Annotated in this window: 28 protein-coding genes and 1 pseudogene; 19 read left to right on the forward strand and 10 right to left on the reverse strand. The window is 37.7% G+C overall.

Translation table 11 applies throughout. The annotated features are described in order from the left end of the window. Nucleotides 1-3: 3 nt before the first annotated feature. Nucleotides 4-1509: a spore germination protein gene (locus tag BrL25_RS20905; RefSeq protein WP_026315008.1), complete on the reverse strand. Its 1506-nt coding sequence runs from the start codon at nt 1507-1509 to the stop codon at nt 4-6. Between the two features lie 181 nt (nt 1510-1690). On the opposite strand from BrL25_RS20905, the gene BrL25_RS20910 reads away from it, so the two are divergent. After that, on the forward strand, nt 1691-2542 hold the full coding sequence (locus BrL25_RS20910; RefSeq protein ID WP_018670014.1) for a leucine-rich repeat domain-containing protein: 852 nt from the start codon (nt 1691-1693) through the stop codon (nt 2540-2542). 59 nt (nt 2543-2601) lie between these two features. Here the strand turns inward: BrL25_RS20910 and BrL25_RS26405 are convergent, their stop codons facing one another. Continuing rightward, nucleotides 2602-2958 carry a beta/gamma crystallin domain-containing protein gene (locus BrL25_RS26405; RefSeq protein WP_081621575.1) on the reverse strand — a complete coding sequence of 119 codons (357 nt, stop codon included), beginning with the start codon at nt 2956-2958 and terminating at the stop codon, nt 2602-2604. A gap of 1115 nt (nt 2959-4073) precedes the next feature. On the opposite strand from BrL25_RS26405, the gene BrL25_RS25880 reads away from it, so the two are divergent. Then, the gene (locus BrL25_RS25880) at nt 4074-4358 is read left to right on the forward strand and encodes a hypothetical protein (protein WP_236847707.1); all 285 of its coding nucleotides are present in this window, start codon (nt 4074-4076) and stop codon (nt 4356-4358) included. On the opposite strand, the gene BrL25_RS25295 is transcribed toward BrL25_RS25880, so the two are convergent. From BrL25_RS25295 to BrL25_RS20940, 4 genes are all read right to left on the reverse strand, one after another. Beyond that, on the reverse strand, nt 4355-4513 hold the full coding sequence (locus BrL25_RS25295; protein ID WP_018670012.1) for a hypothetical protein: 159 nt from the start codon (nt 4511-4513) through the stop codon (nt 4355-4357). The genes BrL25_RS25880 and BrL25_RS25295 overlap by 4 nt on opposite strands. Nucleotides 4514-4683: 170 nt before the next feature. Continuing rightward, nucleotides 4684-5490: a DUF2935 domain-containing protein gene (locus BrL25_RS20930; protein WP_018670011.1), complete on the reverse strand. Its 807-nt coding sequence runs from the start codon at nt 5488-5490 to the stop codon at nt 4684-4686. A 367-nt stretch (nt 5491-5857) separates the two neighbouring features. Next, nucleotides 5858-6538, reverse strand: a complete 681-nt coding sequence (locus BrL25_RS20935) for a YetF domain-containing protein (RefSeq protein ID WP_018670010.1) — start codon at nt 6536-6538, stop codon at nt 5858-5860. A 586-nt stretch (nt 6539-7124) separates the two neighbouring features. After that, entirely contained in the window at nt 7125-7766 is a 642-nt protein-coding gene (locus tag BrL25_RS20940) for a L,D-transpeptidase family protein (RefSeq protein ID WP_373408733.1), read from the reverse strand. A gap of 234 nt (nt 7767-8000) precedes the next feature. Between BrL25_RS20940 and BrL25_RS26585 the strand changes: the two genes are divergently transcribed. From BrL25_RS26585 to BrL25_RS25890, 6 genes are all read left to right on the forward strand, one after another. Further along, on the forward strand, nt 8001-8225 hold the full coding sequence (locus BrL25_RS26585) for a hypothetical protein (RefSeq protein ID WP_412679218.1): 225 nt from the start codon (nt 8001-8003) through the stop codon (nt 8223-8225). A gap of 48 nt (nt 8226-8273) precedes the next feature. Then, complete coding sequence (locus BrL25_RS26590) at nt 8274-8459, forward strand: ArpU family phage packaging/lysis transcriptional regulator (protein WP_418230134.1); 186 nt, start codon at nt 8274-8276, stop codon at nt 8457-8459. Between the two features lie 212 nt (nt 8460-8671). Continuing rightward, on the forward strand, nt 8672-9223 hold the full coding sequence (locus tag BrL25_RS20950) for a cupin domain-containing protein (protein WP_026315007.1): 552 nt from the start codon (nt 8672-8674) through the stop codon (nt 9221-9223). Between the two features lie 905 nt (nt 9224-10128). Beyond that, nucleotides 10129-10398, forward strand: a complete 270-nt coding sequence (locus tag BrL25_RS24945) for a hypothetical protein (protein ID WP_140575994.1) — start codon at nt 10129-10131, stop codon at nt 10396-10398. Nucleotides 10399-11044: 646 nt separating this feature from the next. Further along, entirely contained in the window at nt 11045-11239 is a 195-nt protein-coding gene (locus tag BrL25_RS25885) for a hypothetical protein (RefSeq protein WP_018670005.1), read from the forward strand. A gap of 167 nt (nt 11240-11406) precedes the next feature. Beyond that, entirely contained in the window at nt 11407-11808 is a 402-nt protein-coding gene (locus BrL25_RS25890; protein WP_018670004.1) for a hypothetical protein, read from the forward strand. A gap of 31 nt (nt 11809-11839) precedes the next feature. Here BrL25_RS25890 and BrL25_RS20965 read toward each other — a convergent pair whose 3' ends face one another. Then, nucleotides 11840-12448: a hypothetical protein gene (locus BrL25_RS20965; protein ID WP_018670003.1), complete on the reverse strand. Its 609-nt coding sequence runs from the start codon at nt 12446-12448 to the stop codon at nt 11840-11842. A 497-nt stretch (nt 12449-12945) separates the two neighbouring features. On the opposite strand from BrL25_RS20965, the gene BrL25_RS25300 reads away from it, so the two are divergent. From BrL25_RS25300 to BrL25_RS20975, 3 genes are all read left to right on the forward strand, one after another. Next, nucleotides 12946-13101, forward strand: coding sequence for a hypothetical protein (locus tag BrL25_RS25300; RefSeq protein WP_018670002.1), 156 nt, complete (start codon nt 12946-12948; stop codon nt 13099-13101). Nucleotides 13102-13257: 156 nt separating this feature from the next. Beyond that, nucleotides 13258-13764 carry a hypothetical protein gene (locus BrL25_RS20970; protein WP_018670001.1) on the forward strand — a complete coding sequence of 169 codons (507 nt, stop codon included), beginning with the start codon at nt 13258-13260 and terminating at the stop codon, nt 13762-13764. Nucleotides 13765-13916: 152 nt separating this feature from the next. After that, nucleotides 13917-14315, forward strand: a complete 399-nt coding sequence (locus BrL25_RS20975; protein WP_018670000.1) for a hypothetical protein — start codon at nt 13917-13919, stop codon at nt 14313-14315. A 293-nt stretch (nt 14316-14608) separates the two neighbouring features. Here BrL25_RS20975 and BrL25_RS20980 read toward each other — a convergent pair whose 3' ends face one another. Beyond that, nucleotides 14609-15622, reverse strand: coding sequence for an ETX/MTX2 family pore-forming toxin (locus BrL25_RS20980; protein WP_018669999.1), 1014 nt, complete (start codon nt 15620-15622; stop codon nt 14609-14611). Between the two features lie 331 nt (nt 15623-15953). On the opposite strand from BrL25_RS20980, the pseudogene BrL25_RS20985 reads away from it, so the two are divergent. From BrL25_RS20985 to BrL25_RS20995, 3 genes and pseudogenes are all read left to right on the forward strand, one after another. Beyond that, nucleotides 15954-16189, forward strand: a pseudogene (locus BrL25_RS20985) (transposase); the annotation flags it as partial. Between the two features lie 433 nt (nt 16190-16622). Beyond that, on the forward strand, nt 16623-16952 hold the full coding sequence (locus BrL25_RS20990; protein WP_018669997.1) for a GNAT family N-acetyltransferase: 330 nt from the start codon (nt 16623-16625) through the stop codon (nt 16950-16952). A gap of 399 nt (nt 16953-17351) precedes the next feature. Further along, nucleotides 17352-17876 (forward strand): DinB family protein, encoded by a 525-nt coding sequence (locus BrL25_RS20995; RefSeq protein WP_018669996.1) that lies wholly within the window; start codon nt 17352-17354, stop codon nt 17874-17876. Nucleotides 17877-17988: 112 nt separating this feature from the next. On the opposite strand, the gene leuD is transcribed toward BrL25_RS20995, so the two are convergent. Together leuD and leuC are read right to left on the reverse strand one after the other, a co-directional pair. Continuing rightward, entirely contained in the window at nt 17989-18582 is a 594-nt protein-coding gene (gene leuD / locus BrL25_RS21000) for a 3-isopropylmalate dehydratase small subunit (protein WP_018669995.1), read from the reverse strand. Between the two features lie 139 nt (nt 18583-18721). Beyond that, nucleotides 18722-20140, reverse strand: a complete 1419-nt coding sequence (gene leuC / locus BrL25_RS21005) for a 3-isopropylmalate dehydratase large subunit (protein WP_018669994.1) — start codon at nt 20138-20140, stop codon at nt 18722-18724. 144 nt (nt 20141-20284) lie between these two features. On the opposite strand from leuC, the gene BrL25_RS21010 reads away from it, so the two are divergent. From BrL25_RS21010 to BrL25_RS21030, 5 genes are all read left to right on the forward strand, one after another. Then, nucleotides 20285-21187: a LysR family transcriptional regulator gene (locus tag BrL25_RS21010; RefSeq protein ID WP_018669993.1), complete on the forward strand. Its 903-nt coding sequence runs from the start codon at nt 20285-20287 to the stop codon at nt 21185-21187. 65 nt (nt 21188-21252) lie between these two features. After that, entirely contained in the window at nt 21253-21591 is a 339-nt protein-coding gene (locus tag BrL25_RS21015; protein WP_018669992.1) for a thioredoxin family protein, read from the forward strand. A gap of 129 nt (nt 21592-21720) precedes the next feature. After that, nucleotides 21721-22461 carry a glycerophosphodiester phosphodiesterase gene (locus BrL25_RS21020; RefSeq protein ID WP_018669991.1) on the forward strand — a complete coding sequence of 247 codons (741 nt, stop codon included), beginning with the start codon at nt 21721-21723 and terminating at the stop codon, nt 22459-22461. Further along, nucleotides 22458-23369 (forward strand): RluA family pseudouridine synthase, encoded by a 912-nt coding sequence (locus BrL25_RS21025; RefSeq protein ID WP_018669990.1) that lies wholly within the window; start codon nt 22458-22460, stop codon nt 23367-23369. Before BrL25_RS21020 ends, BrL25_RS21025 begins: the two co-directional genes overlap by 4 nt. Before the next feature lie 111 nt (nt 23370-23480). Beyond that, the gene (locus tag BrL25_RS21030; protein WP_018669989.1) at nt 23481-24551 is read left to right on the forward strand and encodes a YheC/YheD family endospore coat-associated protein; all 1071 of its coding nucleotides are present in this window, start codon (nt 23481-23483) and stop codon (nt 24549-24551) included. The last annotated feature ends 201 nt before the right edge of the window (nt 24552-24752 follow it).

Here is a 24752-nt window from a genome sequence, read left to right on the forward strand (position 1 = left end):
CCATCATTTTTTGTTTCGTTGAATGGGACGAGGGCCGCTCTGCCTCTTGTTTAAATAACGAAGAGGGCTCCGTATCACAGAATCTTTCCAATCAGAAAATTTCAGAGGAGCCAAGGGGGTTCCATAAGAAGTTCCCATCGATTCCATTGTAATTAAATGTGCTAGAATAATCATGAAGCCCATAGCGATGCCAACCATCCCAAACATCCAGGCAATCATCATCATGGGAAATCGAATTAAACGAATAGAGTAAGCCATATCAAAGACTGGAATGATAAAGGATGCAATCGCTGTTAATGACACGACGATAACCATGACGTTACTTACTAACCCCGCTTGAACTGCTGCTTGACCAATGACGATTCCCCCTACGATACTTACTGTTTGTCCAATGGTGGAAGGGAGTCTGATCCCGGCTTCTCTTAACATTTCAAGTGTTAATTCCATAAGTATAGCTTCCAAAAAGGGAGATACAGGAACCCTTTCTCTTGTTTCACCTATCGACAAAATCAAATTCATTGGGAGAACCTCGTAATGAAAAGCAATAACTACGATATATAAGGCTGGTAGAAAAACCGCGATGAAAAAGCTTAACAATCGTAGTAACCGTACAAAAAGGGCAAGGGACCAACGTAAGCTGTAATCATCAATTGTTTGAAAAAAAGAGAGAAAGTTGACTGGTGTAATTAATACCCGAGGAGAACGATCAACTATAACGGCTACTCTTCCTTCAAGAACATGCATAGCTGTAACATCCGGTCTTTCAGTAAGTATTGATTGCGGAAACGGGGTAAAAGTTGCATCTTCAATATATTGTTCTAGTTCACCTGTAGTAAGTAAAGTATCTACTGTGAAACTATTAATGCGTTTTTCTAGTTCTTCTATAATTGTAGGATTGGTAACATCACCTAGATATACGAGATGAATTTTAATATTTGCCCTTTCTCCTATTTTATATTGTTTGATTTTTAGTTCTCGGTTGGGCAAAAAGCGACGAATTAGAGCAATATTTTGAGATGCCGTTTCAAGAAATCCTTCATGGCTAGCTTTTAGCATCGTTTCAGAGTGGGGTTCTTCCACAGAACGTTGTGGCCAACCTTGAGAGTCTATAACAATTGCTTTCTCTTCACCGTCAACAAATAAAATACTATTACCCTCAAGGATAGCAGCTTCAATTTCTGACCATGAGAAAGTATAAGTTAAGTGGCTATAAATCACATTAGAAGACCAAAGCTGATCAATAGATTTCATTTCAGTCACAAGAGGTCTAATAATATTTAATTGAATGGTTCTTTTGTCAGCTAATCCTTCTAAGTAGGTAAGTACTGTATTGGTTTCTCCACTTAGTTTAATGTGGTGTACTTTAAGATCAGGTGCTTCATCAAAAAGCGAATAGAGGTGACTTTCATTTATTTTTAGGTCTTTTGTTATTGGGCTATCTGTCTTCTCATAAATCGTCTCCTTGATAGCTTTATTTTTACTTTTTATAAACCATTTACGACCATTCATTGTAACACCTGCATTCGTTTCTTTGTTAATATTTACTATAATTTGCACCTGAATTCTCATTTCTATGCAGGAGTAGTGAAGATGATCTACAACTTGTGTTATCATTAATATTTCATTAAGACTTGTGCAAAAAAAGTGATCCAGAATATTCTATAGAGAGACAGTAATAGGAGAGAGTTGAATGAGATTAAACTTTAATGGTAAAGGATTATCTGAAACACCAGAAGTAGTTTTTGAAACTGATAATCTTATTGAGTTAAGTATGTATGACAACAAAATTAATGAAATACCGGAAAGGCTCTTTAGTCAACAAAAATTAGAAGTATTAAATTATGCAGGGAACAATATTAAAGTATTGCCTGAGGGGATTAAAGCCTTATTAAATTTAAAAATGCTTGACTTAGGTCATAATCAATTAAAAGAATTACCAAAAGAAATAGGAATGTTGAGAAATTTGGATTCTTTTCTCTATCTGAGTAATAATGAAATTGAAATTCTTCCAGAGCAAATCTGTGATCTTCAACAACTAAAATATTTAAACGTGACAGATAATCAATTAAAAAAGTTACCCTCTAATATAGGTAGATTAAAAAGTCTTATTGAATTGCGGTTATATAATAATCAACTTGAACATATCCCAGAATCAATAACTACTATAGGATGTTTACGAGAAATTCATTTATATGGGAATAATATAAGGAGCTTACCAGAAAGCTTAGGAGATTTAAAAGAAATTCGTATATTAGAATTAGCTGACAATAAACTAAAAAGGATACCGAAATCAATCGGCAAGCTCAAAAAATTAAGAAGATTAAATCTGAGAAAAAACAAGATACAAGAAATTCCAGACGAAATAGGTGGATTAACCAATCTCATCGAACTAGATTTAAGAGACAATGATATACAAGAAATTCCAAGCTCAGTGATGAATCTTGAATGTCTGGAGAAACTGGATCTAAGATGGAATAAGAACTTAAAATTAACGAAATGCTTGGATGATTTAGAGAAAAAAGGGTGCGTTGTTTATAAATAGAAAACACAAGTAAGGAAGTGCCCTCAGTCTCTGGATACTGGGGGCACTTCCTTTATTATTTAGCACAGTCGATACGTTTTAATTGATGAAGTAATGTCATTAAAATCCTTGTGAATGTTGAAGAGATGGGATCTGTTACTTAAATTTTCAAGTATTTTTTTCCTACCTCTGAAGTTTATGTGCTCGTATAAAACGACAAGAGTATTAGGTGCGACACGTACAGAAGAAATCCTGTCGTTCCAGGGATCTCCCACGTACGATAATCTATCTCCCGAATTCATAGTGAAAGAGCTACCAGTTCCGTCTATATGTTCAAAGAACCGGTTGACACGATGCTGAACGTCTAAATAATTATATGGGTTATCATAATACGAATTTTCATAATGCGGACTATAATGATACGGATTATAAATCATGAACACCTCTCCAATACTTTTTTTACTTCATACAATGTATGCCTATCTGTAATTTATGTGCAAAGTCGCAAGTCATTTTTTACAGGGTATATGGGTGTCCAATAAGGAGAACTAATCATTCTATCTTTGCTAAAGGGTTCTACAACTCAGCTAGCTCCTGAAGATAACGAAAACCACGTGGAGTTTTTAGATAATATGTAGGCGGTAATATCACTGATGATGGGCTCTTTATATTGTGTAATCCTTAACAATATTCAATGTTGTTCGATGAAACACTACTTACTCTACTGAAAATAGATTGTAAATGGCGTCCCTAGTAGCAAGTTTTAGTTTGATTAAAGCAAGGTTGCTTCCACGTTACATATCACAATCCAACACCTTATGCCATGTCTCCATATGATACGGAATAGAAATATTAATATTTGGTAGCGATGATCTAGACATCACGAAACAAACAACTTCAGAAGTACTTCCAAGTGTTTATGGTTATGACATTGATGGTAATTGACTAGCTATATTCTTGAAAAATTGAATCCACATGTTATTAAGTCCAAATTCTACTGTACAGTAAAGATATCAAAATCATGAGAGTTTTAATAATTCAAGGGAAATATTGCGACTTTACAACAAGAAATCAAGGCTGCGTAAGATCATAATGAAAGTCTGACTCGTTGAAAAAATGGAGGATTTTCTTTGGAATACTAGAAAGGATGTTACTTTTTTGAAAAAGAAAGCTATTAAACTTACTATTTTATGCACTATATTATCGAGTATAAGCATACCTTCACTGACCTCAAGTCCAACAGCACATTAAGGGACATAGCGAGTACCCGAATCAAACACATACTGATCCAGGGAAATATTGGGATTGGGATTACTACATGAAAAAGGTAAAGATATATCACGATAAATTTGTAAATGATGGTAGATAATGAAATGTAACTGCCATCAAATAAGGAGGATCACAAATTGAAGAATCTGAATCAGAAGATGAAAAGGGGGAGACAAAATTATTAGCATATCGAAGTAAAAAAGGACTGTCAAATACGCTTATTTTGCAAAACGATAAAGTAATTAAAAGCACCTCTTATATGGAGTATCTTGAGGGAGAAAAATTGCCAAGAACAAAGGAAGAGGTTCTCAAAACGTATGGTACAGAGTATAAAATGGAAGTAAAAGATTGCTATGAATCAGCTACGTGTGAAAATTATGTTTATACATTTGGAAATGAGGTTCTAGAGTTTTTAACCTATTGGGATAATCAAAAAATTGATGTAGTAACGTTAAAAACAAAAGAAGCTGATAAAGAAGAACTAAGTATTTTTTATGATACTCCTTGGTGCCGTAGTACTGTGGCGAATTGGGACAAAAAAAGAAACGGATATGTTACCCGTTTCTAATCTTTTGGAGTGCGATCAAGAAAAAGCTTAGTGACTGAAGTATATTCTCCTTTTTCTACTTCATCAGTGCTCGCTTTTTCTTCAAGTGGATCATGACCGTTCATACTTGGAGCTATCGTTGGTTCTTCCTTTGCGGAACGTTGTTTTGAGTCCATTATAATCACCACCCTAATGGATTTGATTCTTTCTAACGTTTAGCTATTTTATGTTCTAGGTTTCACCAATTTTTTAAAATTTATCCAATGTGATTTAAAAACACACATTATTGGTCAAAAGGGGATCTGATAGACTTAGAGCTATTTTTAAAGGCTGTCCTCCCTAATTTTTATTCAATTCGGGGTCTGGTTGGATAACAGTCAGGTGATTTGACCTCAGACACTTCGGATAGCTTCATCAAATAATAACACTCTTCTCTTGACATATGATCGGCCATAAGTGGAGACAACGTTCCTAATATCTCATCCTTCAATCGTAGCTCCTCCAATTCATGCAAAAAGGCCTGAAATAGTTGAATTTCCATTTCAGACTGATGATTAAAACGATGTAGCGCTGGGAAGTCTGATAAATTTGTCCGCAGGTAACCGGCTAATTCGATTGCTTTGAGATGAAAATGTTCAAATTGTTTTGCAAAGTGCTTGCTTTTTTGCTTGTAGTCATGTTCCACCATATCTAGGTGTGAAGTGATGGTATCAGCATGCCCCACAGCATCCAAGAGCCAAACCAGATGATAGTAAAGGGGATGAGATGTAGGAGGCCAATTATCGGATAGACAAGCCTCAAGGATTCGTTGATATTCTTCCAGTTCATTAACCATATGGTTTATAAAAGTTGGAGGAAGACTGATGGAAATTTTACCAATAAGATGTCGTTCTAGAAGATGAAGCTTAAACTGGCGTAAGTTTTGCGTTTCACTGTTTGCCTGTTGGTTGAGCGTATTGATTTCTTCAGCAGACAGATTATTGCGTGCATATTCCAATAATCTGTCAAATGTGTGGATAAAGTAGTTGGCTCGCTCGATCTCTGCTTGCTCTTTCGGAGCTAATGATTCAAAAATAAACCGGGAATGATCCCCCAGAATTTGTAGCCAGAATCGGTGCTCAAACAAAATATTCTCTCGAGTATCGTTATTCACGTCGTCCCCTCCCTTATATAGTCCAGAATATGTATGTAAAGCTAGAGGTATGTTATGGGGGTCTCTAGATAATCTAAAGGTGGGGATATTACGCCGTATGTGGAGGGAGATCATGTCTATTAAAAATCCATTGTCTAAAAAAGGTAACCAAGTGGTCATGCACACATGCATAGAAGCTAAAAGTCCAAATAATTACAAAAAGTAAACCTGAATTTCTCAGGGAGGAAGCACTCTGATTGAACAGCAGATCATGGGAACTTTGGTAACCAAGGTGATGAGGTGGATTGAACAGAAATTCAAATAAGGTTTATCACAATAAAAGACTGCAAAGCAAAACTAATTATACTCATGAGTGTTTCCTTTTTTATCAATAATTACAACCATCTTCTTGGAGTTCAGCAAAAACCACATCCTTTAATGAGGTAATCCCTTGCTTGTCTAATTCTTGAAGTAGCCATTTTTTATTGAGGTTAAATTCTTTCAGATTCTTCTCCACAATCTGACCATCTACGATTAATTCTGAAGGGAAAATGGTTACCTCTGCCTTCTTTATCTTCAAATCTTCTCTCGTTACACTAGTAGCGCCCTTTGTTTTCATTACACTTAGACGACCGTTAGGTTCTAAAATGGCATATGCAACATCCTTAATTGAAAATACATGTTCTTCACGCAACAACATGCTCAGGTCATCCATGTTCATCCGAACCCGGGCTAAAGCGTCTGCCATAATTTTTCCTTTTTTAATAAGGATTGTGGGTTGACCATCAAGTATAACTCTTGCTTTGTTCGATTTTAGACTAATGTACTCAACAAGAATAGTTAGTAAGGACCACATGATAAGTGAAAAAATAGCTTCAATAAAGTTGATGTGTTTGTCGAATGCAGAAGATGCTGCCATTGATCCAATTGTAATTCCAGTAACGTAATTAAAGAAAGTAAGATGACTAAGTTGTTTTTTACCTAAAATTCTCGTTAACAGTAACAGAGTCAAAAAGCTAAAGAATGTTCTACCAGCTATGTCAAGTAAAGCAACAACATTGTTAACCATAAAAAAACCTCCGATTGGCTGTTGACCTTCGTTATTTAATAATCTATGTAGTGATCCTGATAGTTAAGAGAAGGAAGCCAATGAACAGAAAGATTGACGAGAAAGTTGTAGAGTGCTTGGGGTGAAAGGATAAGGGATTGTATTGGTACGATCCAAAAGATGATTCACATTATGAAAAGGTTTCTTTTCCTCTTCTGGTGAGGGAATGTAGTTTTACAAAAAGTAAACTTTGAGTTTCTCAGGGGGGAAACACAATTACCGATCATTTGGAACAAAAAAAGATGCCATATTTAACGTTTTCATCCCCAAAATACTAAAAGCTAATTGGATATAAATATACAGACTACTCTTTTAGGGATTGAATTAATGACAGCAAAGATAAAGTTGAAAACAGTCCCTTGAGTTGCGGTGATTGACGAAGAAAATGACGAACTAGTCATTTTTGTTTAGTAGGAAGCGCAATACCGAACAACAGATCATTGCAACACTGGTAACGGAGGTAATGGGGAGGGATATCGACACACCATATTAAAAGGGTTTAGGTAAAAGTTAAAGACAAGCTGGAGTAATGACCTCTCCTTGTTCATTACTCCAGCAATCCTAGTTCTTCGTAAACTTTAATTGAGACGACACCGTTCTGTGTCAAATGACGGTCGCGTTGAAACTTTTTTAGTGCAGCAGTGGTATTTGAGCGAAACTTGCCATCACATTTCCCATTAAAGTATCCGGCGCTTTTCAAACGGGATTGAATCAGTTGTACATCGCCACCAACATCACCTTCGGCTAAATCTCTTGGATTTTGATTCGGGTCCCCTAATATATGCCCGTAAATCGTAACTTTTGTTCCGAGTGGAATTATATCGAATAATTCTAGAATGTCTCTGTTGCGCATTCGGATACAACCGTGGCTCAGATGCTGTCCGATGGAATATGGCTTGTTCGTGCCATGTATGCCATAAATTCCCCAGGGAACATTTAAACCTAGCCACCGCGGTCCAAAAGAGGGTCCCCAGTTTTTTCCTTTGTATATAACCTTGTACTCACCAACAGGTGTAGGGGTGGACGGATTACCAACAGCGATAGGATATATTTTTATTTTTTGACCATGTTTCCGAACAATTAATTGGTGTTGCAGAGGGTGAATGTCAATGCAATAGATTCCTTGATCAACTACAATCGGTAGCGATAGACCGGCATAAACAGGCTGGAAACCATTTAGTTCAAACATGATCAAAATGAGAAAAATAGTTGCAATGCCTCGAAAAAGAAGGGAAATTCGATTCATCATTAATCACTACTTTATCCAATAGTTATCTGATCCACTCGATATCATTTAACATGTGTCATCTTTTAAAATTTTATTTAAGCATTATGTGGAGAAATAAAATAAGTCCCTTCATCATGAGGAACATGTGTTTGTGAAGCTGTTATACCATGAGCAGATGGTGAGGGGGAATGATTGATGAACACAATGCACGAGCAATTAGCTATGTTTCCACCTGTAGATGAGAAAGCAGTTAGAAAAGTGTTGCTAGAGAGTAAAAAATACAAAGCATTACGGGTTGTTGTAAAGAATCAGAAAGAGAAAGCCGAAAACGGGATTGTGCAACTGTTACCGCGTCTTAATCCAACAGAGATGGCAAAGAACTTGAAGGCACAACAAATCGAACGAGCCTTACAGTATTAGCTAGATGAAGTAGAACGGAAAATCATTGAGGAAAAATACCTCAGTCCAATAAGAGTAAATGACATAAATGTTTACTTAGATTTAGGGCTAACAAAGGATCAATACTACATCAAAAAAGGAGAGGCAATCTCTCAAATTGCTACGGCACTCGGTATCATTTTAGTGCCGATTTTTATTTCATTATACCAGACGCTGTTGCCCTTATTATTTCAGAGTGTTATGTTGAGTTCCTAAAGCCATCGAAAAAATTTAAGTTGTTACGTTTTGCTTCAATAACTATGAAGACATGCGGGGAAAAAAGTGGACATCAATTGTTTGACATTTTGTATTGTCATCGTTTTATTAGGCCACAGGCTCCTGCCCATTATTGCCCATTTTGCATTCCTATAAATAGGCAACTGCATAGGATAAAAGGTAAATCATGAAATCATGGGAGGAGAATGAAAATGTACCCTAGATCATCCCATCACTATCAATGGCATAATCCAATGCATAACAACTGGAATAACAACAATTGGAGTTATAATTGGAATCCTCATTATTACAATTGGAATAACAACTGGAATCCTTATTTTAGAAACATCATTTTAAAAGATTATGGACCAACACCATTTGTAGTGAATATTGACAAAGCTACTAAGCAAAACAATACTTACCGCACCGCTTTATGGACAGGGAAACACTTTCAAGTGACTCTGATGAGTATAAATGTTGGAGATGACATCGGTTTAGAAGTTCATCCAACAACTGATCAATTCATACGTATTGAAGAAGGTCAGGGACTTGTTCAAATGGGGGATAGCAAAGATAAATTAGATTTTCAAGAAATGGCCTATGATGACTATGCAATTATGATACCTGCTGGAAAATGGCACAATGTAACCAATACGGGTAATAAGCAACTTAAAATTTACGTTATCTATGCTCCGCCTGAACATCCATATGGTACTGTTCATGAAACAAAAGCAAATGCTATGGCTGCTGAACGGGTTCGATAGCTGAATACTGTAGTAACAAAAACCGCCTTGAAGGTGGTTTTTGTTTTTGGTTCGAAGGTCAAAAAAATAAAAACCCGACAAAAAGTAGGAAAAAAACATGGATAAAAATAGGGATAAAATGCTGGACGTTTTTAAAAGGCGAAATCGGTACTCTTGTATTAAGAACACGAACACGTGTCCTTGGGAGAAGCGCCTATCCCTTATCAACGACGTACTCGAAGTAATCTATGGATGATGATGAATGCTTGCCAAACGAGAGGGGGCATTCGGAGTCTGAACGCGCTGGTCTGCGACGGTTGTAGCGGGGAATTGATAGATTATAGATTTGTTTAGCTGAAGCGGTTGAACAAGCTTGGCGCCCCTCTCGAAGTTTGTAGACCGCTCTTATAAATGAGATGCACCGGACAGAGGAGTATCTTTTGCAAGAATGGCTATTAGTCACTTGCCCTCTGTCCCGTGACACTCATCACGAATACTCCACTCCTGGTTGTTTAGAAATAAGGCCTTTATTAGCCCAAAAATAAAAGAGATATCATGGATGTTCAATTAAACAATTTGAATATTCATCAATGCAGTTATCTAGGCAGATATCAATAGCATATATACTAGCCTCTGTATGAGTCATACCCTCTATTTGTCGACAGTATCTTATGCAGGCTTCGTAGCGTCTTTTACATTCATGTCTCTTCCAGGTTCGATAATCTTCGTAATAGGGTACATAAGGTGGAATTGGGTACTGTACTTGCTTAATTATTCTTTTTAAGTTTTTCTTTTTCATATCTTCACCTCGTATTTTGATTAATTAAATCCTCTATTTAGTAAATGGTTAAATACATTAATATGCTTGGATTATTTAATCAGATTACCAGCCTAAATCTCAACAAGTTCGGTAGCGGGCTAAAGGAGTGGATCGCGGCGGAGTCCCCTGCCGAATTAAGTGGGATATAATTATTATGGACATCCCTCCTATTCCGTTAGAAAATGTAATAGGAGGGATGAGATTGATGGAATTGTTAATGAAATATTCTGTAGTTATTATTCCAATATTCACTGTAGTATTGTCTATTCTTGTAGGATACTTAAAGGACAAGTTTGTTGATAACGTTAAAGCAAAAAAACAGCTTCAAGAAAAGCAATTATTCGAATTATACAATCAGTTATTTATTATTTTTTGAAGTATAATAATCAATTAAGGGTTGAATGGCGTTTTGAGGATCTAGAATTTGACGATGGAGAACTAATTACTTTTAAGACGCTTGAATGTGATACGAAAGTCTGGAATAATGTTTTTTCTCAGACATCTAAGTTGATCTATGATAAAGTTTATCTAGTCGAATATAACGATTTAAAATTATGGTATAACGTCGAAATGAAATATCAAACCATACAATCCGAAGAGGAGTTGTACGATGCTTACAATTCGTTGAAAAAGTTTATAGAATCGGCAGTTAATACATATGGTAAATTATTTCAAGACTACCACCAAACCACTCAAAAAAGGAGAAAAGAAAAAAGGAAGGAACTCAAGAAACAAATCCAAAAAGTGCGATCAAACGGATTTATGGAAAAATCCGAAAAGAAAAAAAGGATAAAAAAACTTCGATTGGATTATAAAAAATACAAAAAAATATTTAAAAGATAATAAGGCACCCACGCGGTGCTTTTTTATTTTACATCAAGGTGGGATACATACATGAAAATCAAACTACTAAATAAATAGGTTGCTCGATAAATCGGATAACCTTTTTATGCCCAGCACACAGGGAACTAATTTAGGTGAGTTCATAACTAACTCACTCCCTCCCTGTATGGTGGGATTTTATGCTGCCAAAATATGATAAAGGGCGTGAAGTAATGGCAATTGCAAGCTATTTAGTACGTGACTTACTACAACATTCAGGGTTTTTTGAGGGTCATTATGGCTACTCAAACTTGGCTGGTAACTTTGATGGTCAGGGTATCTCTTTTGTATTATTCAATTTAACTTTGGACAGAGAACTCTTCAACCAGTTTTAAAACAATATATTTCATATCATGAAAAAGAATTCTACTCTATTTTCGGAAAAGAAAAAGGAGATATCCTTAAAAAAGTAGTTTTTGAGTACGGTTTTAGACAACAGGTTCAATGGGGAGCAAGTATTTCCAATCGTGGAGTAGTAATAAAGGAATGGGAGAAGTCATTCATGGAGATGGGAAGAAGTAGAAATAATCAAAAGTGTCAGGAAGATGTGGCGATGGATTTTGTTAATCGAGTTGAAGGTTTTTGTGATTCATTTGGTATTATTTCAACACAAGGTCTTACTTTTGTTTTTGATCACGTGATTCAAAGTTGGAGTTTTAATAATATGCAACGAATTTTGCGTGAAATTCGAGAAAAAGAAGACGAGTATCGTAAAGCGCATGATAATAGGTCTATGCCAGATGAAGATCGCTTGAGTATTATTTTAGATTTTATTCCAGATGATGCAGCTCACCAATTTAAAAGACGATCCCTAATCAAACAAGGCTACGGATATTATGGAGATAAGCGTTATGATATCAGTGATTTTGGGTATGGGTCATTAAATTACAGTAGTTCATTTTAAAAGTGAGAATGGGGGAATAATCCCCCATTCTTTAGTTTAAAAGCTTACTAAAATTTGGTTCCTGCTTCATCTCTAAGGTTTTCTTAATTTTGAAAGTGGGCAGATCAACTATATAGACAGTGTATGTTTTATATACCTTGTCACTATTATGGAAGTCTACATAATGAATAGTAATATAGGAAAGAGCTAAAGATTTTTCATTTGATGAAAATTGATAATCTGCAAAAAGGAATTTTTCATTTATGGGTAGTGTTGTGATTTTTTCATTCTCTTTTTTTAGTAAAAGAGAGTCACAAAGCTTAACTCCACATTGATATTTTAGGAGTAAATAGGTTGCATCCTTATTTTCTGAGAGGATCATTCCACGTGTAGCAACACCCAGTTCAGCTTTTTTTTGTTTATCATCTTCTAATTCTGAGTAAATCTCATTAAATTCTGGTATAGATTTGATTGGTATTTTTATGGTCTTTGTTTTGCTGCTATAGTCTTCAAACGTAATATTATCTAAATCTTGTATGGATAAATATTCAGGAGGTGTACCTGTTCCAAAGGTAGGTTCTTCTATAGATGAAGAAGCTGCAAAGTAATTAAGAACACCTAAAAGAATAAGCGTAAATAACCCAACTGATCTTACTTTCATATAGGATTCTCCTCCGTATATACCAATTTTTACAAGTATAACATGATAAAGGGTAAATATCCTTAGGTATGTGAAGAACTTTGAAGCTTATTCGTTTTCGGATAGGCTTTTTGTCATGCAAAAGCCACTTATAAGTAGAAGGATAAAACGGCTACCTTATAAATCGGGTGGATTTTTCTATTCATGCTTGACAAATATTTTAGCCTTTTGTACTTTAACTGGGACGAAAGGTTGTGGAAGATTTGGATTTTAGTGTAAACATGTGGCCAGTGTTCGGGATGCTTGTTAAAGTGATATTATGCTTGGCTATACCAGGTTTTATAGCAGCTATCCTAACCTCACGGTTTCCTGATAACATTGGCAGGATCGCTATAAGAATAAGCATCTTGGGCGGTATGTACGTTTGTTTTAAGTATGTCATATAAGGAAGAAGTCACTCTTGATGAGTGGCTCTTTTTTGTCATGCAAAAGCCACCTATATGTAGAAGGGTAAAACGATGGGAGGTGCTGAATTGAAAAGTGTTTCTTTAAGTGATAAAGAAATTGAATTAATCATTAGCGCTCTTGATTATCAAAACTATGAATTTGCTACCTATGAGGATGATTCAGGGCATTACGATCTTAAATTAAAGCTAGAGCAACGACTTAATTAAACAAAGTGGCCTACCTATTATCCATCAAATGTTGTAGATTGTCGCATGAAAGATATAAAAATTAAAATATATTAAAAAATATCAATGTATTGAAAAATATTGTAAAAAAGTATATATTTGGTATGTTTGCGTATAAAATACTTGGAGGTGCTTTACATGAAAAAAGTAATTTTTAGTTTTTTAACATTAGCTCTAGTTACAAGTATTTCCTCATCCGCATTGGCTACAGAGAAAATTGAAGCAACAGAAATAGCAGAAGCGACAGAAGTAAATACGTTGTCAGCGATATTCTATGAACGCGAACCAAATGATGAACCGGAACAAGCTAATCCATATATGATAGGTGGGCAAATAAACGGGGAATTGCCTATGGATAAGGTTAGAGATAGAGATGACTGGTATACATTTACCCCTACGCGCTCGGGTAAAGTTAGTTTAGTCTTTGCTTATAGTAAAGGGGATATGAATATTTTTCGAGTACGAGTGTATGATGAAGGGAAACGCGGCCCAAGTAGGTTATCTGGAGCAACGACAGAAGATCCAGGAGAGGTTTTACAATTTGATGTTAAAGCAGGGAAAAAATACTATATATGTGTCAGCGCTGGGGCAAGAGACTCGGATTTTAGACATGATTACAATGTATACACAGAGTATATAAATTAAACTCAATAGACGAACAAAGCTACTCGATAATCGGGTGGCTTTTTGTTTTAAATAGGCGACACTTTCAGCAAATAGACAAACTCCTACTCTTTTCATTTCGCATATTTTGGAATGGATAAATTTATTCACGCCTGTTATGAAGGAGAGTAGATATGTATCGATTTGCATCCAATCCAAATCAATTGAACATTGATGGATTCTACAAAACAGGAGGGGGAGACATTCTAAAATTCGAAACTCATATATACACAAATGTACAGCCGCATCAGTATAGAATTAATGGTTTTGCGTGGTTCAGGCATCAAAATCCTAAAAAAGAACCCCCGATAATTTACATTACCGGAGAGTGGTTACAAGCCGGGCCTTTATTAGCGTATTTACGGCGCGGCATTTGGTATTTTAGAAGTAGTCATGTGAATCCGAAAGCTGAAGCAGATTTTTATTTTGATAAGCATGAGAAAAAGGTTAAGGTTGAGGTAAAATTGTATCGTTTTCCGAACTCAGAACAACACTATACTTGGAAAGGAGTAAAGATCGGCGAAAGGCTTTAAAATATATGCGCTTTTGTTGTATAGGGCATTACGTACAGCAAGTATTTGACAGCAGGAGCGTTTATGCCATGGTCATTTGGCATTTATGCAGTGGCTTTATTTGTAGGAGGTACTATTATAATTGCGATTTTAAGAAAATTACTTGGTAGATGAGTCCGAAAGCACCTTATTGGGTGCTTTCGGACTGTGGACAAACTCTTCTTTTGCTACTGATATAAGGAGAGTTTGTTTAAGCTTAACATTTTCTGACTATAAATAAATGTACATTTGTAATCAAATAAGAGGTGAGTTTATTAGAATACTTGTACTAATCTATGAGCATTATTTGTAATATCATAAACACTCACTTGTAATTTACTTCCATAAATACCCTCTATTTTTGCTTTACCATTAAGTGTTAAATTCTTATTATTATCAAAGGAGATTCCGGTAATTTGATTTCGTTGATCATTCGTTAAATCTTTCCACATGTCTGCTGTAGCATATGTGAAGGACTGCTCTTTATCAAGTCGAGGGAATCCAGGACCAACATATGCTGCATTTACTGTTAATTTTGAATTTACATTGGTTGCTTTTCCAGTGAAGTCTATATCTCCTGCGAAGTTCTTCTTTTGTAGGTTTACTTCCACCTTGTAGGTTTTACCGGCTGGTACCTTGATGTTTTGAGAAGGAGCTGTAAGAGTCTTCGTATCTGTAGTTGTATTTGTTGTACTTGTAGCTGAATTGAATTCTGCACTCAGTTTTATTCCATCTTTTAATAAAATAGGAATTTTGAAAATAGTATCTCCACTACCTCCGATTTTAAATCCATTCGTAACAGTAGAACTTACAGTGTCTGTAACTGTATGAGAATAGGGTGCTGTAGTAAATGTTTGTTCCTGATCCGTTTTATTTTCAAATTCGTTTTCACCTATATATTCTGGTTGTAAGTCATTATATGTTAAGTTATTTATATCAGAGGCGTTAAGATCTAAGGACATAGTAGTCTTTTTTTCTTTTAATTGGTCTACCAAATAGTAAGTAGAGATTTCTTTCCATGCAAGGTTATTCTGATAATAAAAATCAGAAATTTTGTTCATCTGTTCGTCAACATTAGTAACATTAGAAGAATAGGCTGCTTTTACAGAGGATTCATGAACATTTAATAGTGAACCATTTTCTAACATATCGCTTTTTTCTTCCGTTATTTTCTTATTGTCAGAATTCTGTTCAATGTTGCTTACTGCATAAGATGTTACTGGATATACAGCAATCTGGGATAATACTGCGGTAATTGTGACACATTTAAATATACTTTTTAGTTTCATACAATTCACTCCTCTTAAATTATTTCGAAGAAATAATCGGAAATTATCCCAATTCTTTCTTCTTTCGCACTGCAAATTAATTATACAAAAAAATAAAGAGTATGTTGTGAAATAATTCACATATGATACCAAATTTCGTTTTAATAAATATATTTAAATATCTATAACCCCCCTTCAGACTGTGGACAAAATACTGAAAGGTATCGAGGTCTGCACGCTTTTTTGTTGAATGTATGAATAGAACAGAAAGGAGTGAGTTTCTTGTTAAAAAGACAAGATGCAGAAGGCCGTTACCAACTGTCCGTTGTTTTGTCCGATGAACTTGTCCCTGCCAAAAAATAAAGAAATCTATTCAAGAAAAAAAGAAACGATTGAACGAGTATTTGCAGATTTAAAGGAAAAGTATGGCTTGAGATGGACCACTTTACGAGGGATTAAAAAAGTGACCATACAGGTGATGCTTGTTTTTGCTTCTATGAATTAAAAAAACTAGCTACTTGGCTTTGGAATCCTGCAAAGGAGAAGCGCAAGCTTCTTCAGAGTGTTGAGAAAGTCCCCTTTCGCTAAAAAGGGAGCTTTTCATCTGTTTTTAGGGGGTACAAATATGTCTACCCACCATCGAAAAACGCCTTAGAAACGATTCTGGAAGACCAAATTCTTTCTACCCAATCCGTGAAATTCGGAGAGGAGGTTTCTCGACAGCCTGAATATTCAGTATAAATATGGAACTAAATATTTCGAAGTGATAGTAAAACAGACAGCCGATCAGAAACAGGGTTCAATGGGTTCAATCAATACGAATGGCTATAGGGAGGGATACATAGCTCAGCATTACATGGCCGTACGAGGAAGACGCTTGTCTTGTTAGGCTATTGGGCAGTATCTTTATGATGAACAACGATAGCTAAGATGAATAAACAAAGGGGATAGTCAACTGAAAAAGGAGATAATAATTAATCTGCCAATAGAGTCGCACGAAGTTCCAGCTTTAAGAGAACTGGTGGGGTGGGACGGAAGGCATTCTGATTACCCAACTTTATTTGAGCGTTGCAACTTTTGGGCTGGACTCAGAGATACAAAAAATGAGCTTATAGCATTTGGCTATATTGCTGGAATGGGGTTGCAGCATGGCTATATGGAAGACATTATTGTGCATCCGCATTTTCAGAAGAAAGGACTCGGTCAAGCTTTAGTAAAGAAATTACTTGAAGAGGCGGAGCGAATCGGATTAGAGATTGTTACTTTGACCTATGATTCGAAACACACTGCATTCTATACAGAGAGTGGGTTCATACACTGTTCAGGGGGAGTTTGGAGGAGAAAAGACTAAATGAAACGAGTACGTTGATTGAACTTGCACTACCTTTGATTACGAAAACCGGATTCTCTTATAGAGTAAAGGAGGTCCGGTTTTTTCTACAATAAATTGTTTGAGGTACGATTTTTTGCGTTTCGTGAGGTGCCTCCATATTGCCACGCTCAATTAATAAGTCTTGCAGAATGAGATTGAAAATTCCTGAAAAAGGTCGATCACATTACCCCTCCTTACAATTTTACCGACATGGGGACCATAACTTTTCTTACGTAATGACAAGTCTTTTCCTCTATTATCATGACCTCAAAAAAGTTGTGTGATTACAAAGAGCTTTATCTATAACTTTATTTTCTCTGAACAAAAGGAGATTGTTCGAAGGGTACCTCGGGATTAATCGCAGAAAGGAGCAGTTATATGAATTTTAATATGGAAGAAGCTATTGAGGTTCTGGAGCGTACACCACAAACGTTGGAGTATTTTTTATCTGGTCTATCTGATAGGTGGTTACTATGCAACGAAGGCGAAGGAACCTGGAATGTCTCTGAAGTGATTGAGCACCTTATTGAAGGAGAGAAAAATAATTGGATTCCAAGGTTAGAAATTATTCTTCAGGAAGGGGAAAGTAAAGTCTTTCCTCCATTTGATCGTTATTCTCACTTAAATGAAAGGTCTGAAAGATCGCTTGAACAAAAGTTACTTGAATTTAAAACGATTAGAACACAAAATATAATCAAACTTAAGGCTTTATTTGAATCTGAATTCCATCTTGAATTGACTGGATCACACCCCGCTTTTGGTGTAGTAAAGGTAAGAGAAATGCTTTCTACTTGGGTTGTTCATGATTTAACACACATTGCTCAAATTGTACGGGTAATGGCCGAGAGATACAGGGCGGACGGTGGGCCTTGGAAAGAATATTTAGGTATATTGAAAAATTAATGATGGCATAAAAAAAGATTAGATTCCTCATACGATAATAAAACTTATAGTAATGAAAAAAGGGGTCACCTGATAGTGAACCCCTTTCCTCTTTATTCCAATTATATTCCTCTTACCATACTGTCATTTTCTGTTCATAAGCCACAATCTTATCTTCTTGTTGTAGGGTAATTCCAATGTCGTCTAAACCATGTAACAGGCAATACCTGCGATAAGTATCTACTTCGAAAGGATAGGAGAGACCGTTGCCATCCTCCACTACCTGACGTTCTAGATCAATTGTTAATGTATAACCCTCCGTAGACTCCGTACGTGTAAATAATTCCTCTACTTGTTCCTCTGTCAGTTTAATTGGCAAAATTCCATTCTTAAAGCAGTTATTATAAAAGATATCTGCAAAGGAAGGGGCAATGATTACTCGAAATCCAAAATCTAATAAAGCCCAAGGTGCATGCTCGCGTGAGGAACCACACCCAAAGTTATTACGTGCAAGGAGGATAGTTGCTCCTTCATAACGCGGCTGATGGAGGACAAATGAATCAATTCGCTCGCCTTCAATAGTAAAGCGCCATTCATAAAACAAGAATTGTCCAAAGCCTGTACGTTCAATTCGTTTTAAAAATTGTTTGGGGATAATAGCATCTGTATCGATATTGGCCCGATCGACAGGAGCGGCCAAGCCAGTCACTTTTACAAAGGGTTCCATAGATAGTGCCTCCTTTTAAATGTAGGGGTAGTGCCCATGCTTTTTTGACAAGAGATTACATGTGCTGAGTACATGTAATCATCCTTATCCAAATACAATCTGATAGATTGCAAAAGCCCCTAAGTCTTGCTATGCATACTTACACCACAGCAGCAGTGTTCAGCCACTCTCGGACATCAACGAACCTACCTGCGACAGCAGCGGCAACAGCCATTTCAGGACTAACTAAATGGGTTCGTCCATCACGTCCTTGACGTCCTTCAAAGTTACGGTTAGAAGTGGAGGCGCAACGCTCACCTGGTGACAAAATATCTGGGTTCATCGCAAGACACATGGAACAACCTGATTCTCGCCACTCAAAGCCAGCCTCGGTGAAAATATGGTGTAACCCTTCCTGTTCAGCACGTTCTTTAACTGCTTGTGACCCCGGTACAACCATGGCATTGACTTGAGAAGATACCTTGCGACCTTTAGCTACAGCAGCGGCACGGCGCAAATCTTCAATCCGTCCGTTTGTACAGGAGCCAATAAACACACGATCGATAGTGATGTCGGTCATGGGAGTACCTGCAGATAACCCCATATAAGTAAGGGCGTCTCGTGCTGCCTTTTGATCGGTTTGGCTAACAAATTCTTCGGGATGAGGGACGTTTCTAGTAATACCAGTACCCATTCCTGGACTAGTTCCCCAGGTAACCTGTGGCTCAATATCGCTCGCTTGGAGGTCAACGTAAGCATCATATACGGCACCTTCATCCGTTACTAACTCTTTCCATGCAGCAACAGCTTGTTCGAAAGCCTCTCCCTGAGGGACATGACGTCGACCTTTCAGGTAAGCAAAAGTAGTGTCATCTGGAGCGATTAAGCCTGCACGTGCACCTGCTTCAATGGACATATTACAAACTGTCATCCGTTCTTCCATAGTTAAATGACGGATAGCTTCCCCCGTATATTCAACAACATAACCTGTGGCAAAGTCAGTACCGAATTTTGCGATAATAGCTAAAATTAAATCTTTTGCAGAGACACCTAGCGGCATTGGACCTTTTACATGTACTTCCATTGTTTTTGGTTTTGCTTGCTGTAAGCATTGTGTTGCTAACACATGTTCTACCTCACTGGTTCCGATTCCAAAAGCAAGAGCACCAAAAGCTCCATGTGTAGAGGTATGACTATCTCCACAAACGATTGTTTTCCCAGGATGAGTTAATCCAAGTTCTGGTCCAATAACGTGCACAATTCCTTGATCAGGGCTGTCTAAATCTGCAAGTGGTACGCCAAAATCTCGACAGTTATTTGTTAAGGTCTCCATCTGTGTAAGTGAGATTGGATCTTCTACAAGGTAGCGGTTCTTCGTAGGTACGTTGTGATCCATTGTTGCAAAAGTAAGATCGGGGCGGCGCACTTTTCGATTAGCCAGACGTAATCCTTCAAAAGCCTGTGGGGATGTTACTTCATGAACTAGATGTAGATCGATATATAATAAGCTAGGTTTTCCTGTTTCTTCGTAAATGACGTGCTGATCCCAGATTTTTTCAAATAGTGTGCGTGCTTTCATCGGACTTCCGCTCCTTCACATTTTATCGCGTTCCTGCTTTTGTTAGTTGTACCATGGATAAAGAAATAGCACAAAGATATAATGATTATAGAATCGATAGGAATTACCTATAAGCATAGAAACAAAGAACAGGCGGAGATATAGATGGAATTGCGACAAATACGTTACGTGATGATGGTAGCTCAAGAAAAAAGTTTCTCCCGTGCAGCGGAGAAACTCCATTTAGCACAACCATCGCTTAGTCAACAAATTGCAAAATTAGAGCGTGAGTGGGGAATTCTTTTGTTTCACCGATTGCCACAACGAGTTGAGTTAACGGATGCAGGTAATCGATTTATACAGTTAGCCACTGAACTTATTGTGAAAGCAGATGCCTTAGAACGTGAAATGTATCAATTTGCAGAAGGGAACGCTGGGCGAATCGTCGTGGGTAGCCTACCGATCACAGGGGCATTTGTGTTACCCGAAGCTTTTTCAGCCTTTACCAAGCGCTATCCTCGCATCGAGGTTACTTTAATAGAAGAAACATCGAGTAATCTAGAACAGATGCTGGTTCATGGTAAGTTAGATATGAGCCTGCTAACAATGCCTATACAACATCCTGCATTATTAACAACTACGGTATTACAAGAGGAAATTTATTTGTCTGTACCACCTCAACATCCATTTGCGAAGGAGCAGGTTGTCGATTTAAAGGCATTGGCAGATGAACCATTTATTTTATTAAAAGAAGGGCAAGGATTTCGCACGATCTCATTGTCATTGTGCGAGCAGGCTGGATTTATGCCTAAGGTCGTGTTTGAAAGCTCAAATATCCAGACGGTGCAAGCATTGGTAGCATCGGGTATGGGGGTTTCTTTCGCTCCTCATATGATTACAGGAGCGATGAACGGTAACGTCTGTCCAACCTATGTGCATCTATCAACGCACCCTAATCGAACCTTGGTAGTTGCATCCCATAAAGATAAGCACTTATCTACCCCAATGCTAGCATTACGTGAAGAGATAGCTTTAGCAGGGAAGCAGTACTCACTAAACCTCATGTAGAGACAAAAAAGTGGCAGGTGTGTTACACTAACAACAAAACATGCATGGAAAGGAAGGATACACACATGAGAGAGATTAAAACAGAAGAAGCATTCCAAGAAGCCATCCGTTCTTCCAAACCGGTTGTTGTTAAATTTTATACAACTTGGTGCCCTGACTGCTTTCGGATTGATCCGTTTATGCCCGAATTAGAGGAAGCGTATAAAGAGAAAGTGGATATGATAGCAGTTAACCGTGATGACCTTCCTGAACTGTCCCAACAACTAGAGATCATGGGTATCCCTAGCTTTGTTACGTTCAAGAACGGCAAGGAAGTCATACGTTTTGTAAGCAAACTAGCTAAAAGTCGTGAAGAGATCGAGCAATTTTTAGATCGTTCTGTGCAAATTAGTGCGGAACTTTAATGAAAGAATCGCTCTTCAAAACGTACAGGCACATAACTTCTGAAAACATTCTGAGCAGATTTTGTTGGAAACGCTCATATCTATAAACAAATAAAGAACAACAGGGAGTTCTTTCAAGGAGGGTTCAGCTTGCGAAGCAATGTATGCATCGCGCATCGAGGTTGGTCAGGAATTGCTCCAGAAAATACATTGGCGTCTATCCGAATGGCACTGGAACACCCGGAGATAGATGGGATCGAATTTGACGTTCAGCTAACGAGGGACCTAATTCCTGTGGTTATTCACGATTATTCGTTGGAACGTACCACAAATGGAACTGGATGGGTTAAAGATCATACGTTTGCTGAGTTGCGTTCTCTGGATGCGGGCAGTTGGTTCAACGATCAATTTGTCGGCGAGACGATCCCCTCCTTGGAAGAAGTGCTCATTGCCAATCGCGAGAAAAAATGGCTTAATATTGAGCTAAAGCAGATGATGGCAAGCAAGGAACAGGTGCTGGAAGAAAAAGTGATCCGTTTAATTGAACAGTATGATATGGAAGAACATGTGATCATTACTTCATTTCAACATCAGAGCGTCTATCATGTAAAAAGATTGGCACCACGTTTGCAGGTGGGACCGTTGATTTATGGTATGCCACTTTTATTACACGAACAAGCCCAGCATATAGGAGCCGATGTATTATCGCTCGCGTATCCTTATTTGACCCAAGAGATTGTGCAACAAGCAAAGGATTGGGGTTATCATATCATAGCTTGGACAGTAGATGATCCAGAGCATATGCGAGAGTTAGCTCAATTAGGATCGCATGTGCATATATGCACGAATCATCCCGATAGATGGTTTTCATGGAAAGGAAGTACGACATGATTTCAATGAATAGAGAGGGAGAGTGGCTTCTTGGCACGCTAGGTGAACAAGAGGCTGCTCTTTCTTTTGGAGACTTACTTCGAAAAAGATGGGGATTTCCGAAAAAAACGGCGCATCTTTTATTTCAAAACAAAGAGATTGTAGTCAACGGCCAGCCAGCAACTCAAGTCCAAAAAACAATAAGCGGGCAACTGATTGCTATGCGCGTATGTCAAGAAGAGGAGTTGGGGCTTGAGCCAGTCAAGGGACGGTTACAAATTGCGTATGAAGACGATCATGTACTGATCGTAGATAAACCAGCCGGGTTGCTTTTACATCCTACTGAACCTACTCACCATGAGACATTGGACCATTGGGTAGCTGGTTATTTTAAAGAACAGAACATCAAGAACAAGGTTCGGCATATTCATCGATTGGATCAAGATACTTCGGGATTGGTGATGTATGCTAAACATCCACTCGCTGGAGCTATGCTTGCTGAGAGACTGGAAAGACGGGATATTTCTCGCCAGTACATCGCTTTTGTAGAAGGGATTATGCAAGAAGAGCAAGGAAAAATAGAGGCGCCTATAGGAAAAGATCGCCATCATGCAACGAGAAGGCGAGTTTCTCCACAGGGTGACCGGGCTGTTACTCATTTTAATGTGATTGAACGCTATCGTGATGCTACACAAGTATCCTGTCGTCTTGAAACAGGACGGACGCATCAGATTCGTGTTCATTTAGCTTATATGGGATATCCATTGCTCGGAGATATTTTGTATGGAGCTAGAAAAAAACAGGCCCTTCAAAACAGACAAGCATTACATGCAGCCAAACTTCAATTTATCCATCCATTCGGGGAGCAGCATGTGGAGGTCACAGCAAAACTACCACAGGATTTACAGGAACTAAAGAAACGATTGTAAACCAAATAAAGCCGTCCTTTTTACCACAAAGATTAGGAAAAGCTGTAAGTCAGGAAACGAATGTCCGTATAGTGAATACAATGCCTAGAAATCACATGAAAGGGCGATGGTATGACAAAACCCATCATCGGTGTGTTAACCTGGCGATCTGGACGGACGTTTGCAGAACCTGGCTATTTTAAAAGGCTACACCGTGCTTCAAAGCGACTCGGAGTGGTTCTTTATCTGTTTTCCCCACAAGATGTAGATGATAAAGCCAAACTAGTGCAAGGATTTTTTTGGTCCCGTGAAAAAGGCTGGCTCTCCAAACGCTTTCCTTGGCCGGATGTAGTGATTGATCGTTATCGTTATCGATCTGATCAAGCTTTTAAGAAGTATGTAGATTTTCGTAAACGAAATCATATGTATTATGCAAATCACCGACTGGCTAACAAATGGAAGGTACACCAGATCTTGTCCACAGAGCCTACTATGGAGCAGTGGCTACCAGAAACCTATTTGTATACAGAAAAGAGATTAAAGCAACTACTAGAAAGGTACTCCCATGTCTATATTAAGCCAAGCAATGGTACAGGTGGCAGGGGGATCGTAAAGGTAGAACGTGCAGAGAATCATTATCACCTGGTAGGAAGAGATGATCAGCGAAAGAAAATCAGAACGACGTGTAAAACACTTCTTGAGACAAACAAATGGCTTACTAAATGGAGAAAAAAGGATAAATGGATTGTACAGCAAGGCTTGCAATTAGACCTGATACCAAAGAGATCAGTAGATGTCCGTTTGCTCATTCAGAAGGAACAAACAGGAGTTTGGGACGTGACCGGTATGGGAGTTCGAATCGGTCCACTTCACTCAGCTACCTCTAATCTACATGGTGGGGGACAGGCAAAAGAGCTGGCTCCGTTTTTAGAATCGTTATTTGGAGCAGAAGGAACACATATAATTATAGAAGAGTGTCATCAATTAGCAAGACGAACAGCTCTCACAGTCGAACGACATTTTGGTCGGATGTTGGAGCTTGCACTTGATATTGGTATTGATGTAAATGGATATATTTGGCTTATTGAGGTAAATCCCAAGCCTGGCCGGGAAATTTTCCGGGAATTAGGACAAATACAAACTTATCAGCAATCGATTGAACGTCCGATTCAATATGCAAAGTATTTGGCTTCAGTCCAGTAATACCAATTAGGTATAGTGAATAAACAACTTCATTTTGTATTGGAAAGAAATCGATCACGAAAGTAAATATAGGAATGAAATATTCAGGCGCCCGTGTCCTAATGAAATGAACGGCTACCGCCTGCTTTTTTTCGTTTCGAGGATGGACAAGAAAAACTATACGTTATAAAAGCCGATAGGAGTAGAAGGAGAAACGAGTTT

It is taken from the genome of Brevibacillus laterosporus DSM 25 (assembly GCF_002706795.1).
GTDB lineage: Bacteria > Bacillota > Bacilli > Brevibacillales > Brevibacillaceae > Brevibacillus_B > Brevibacillus_B laterosporus.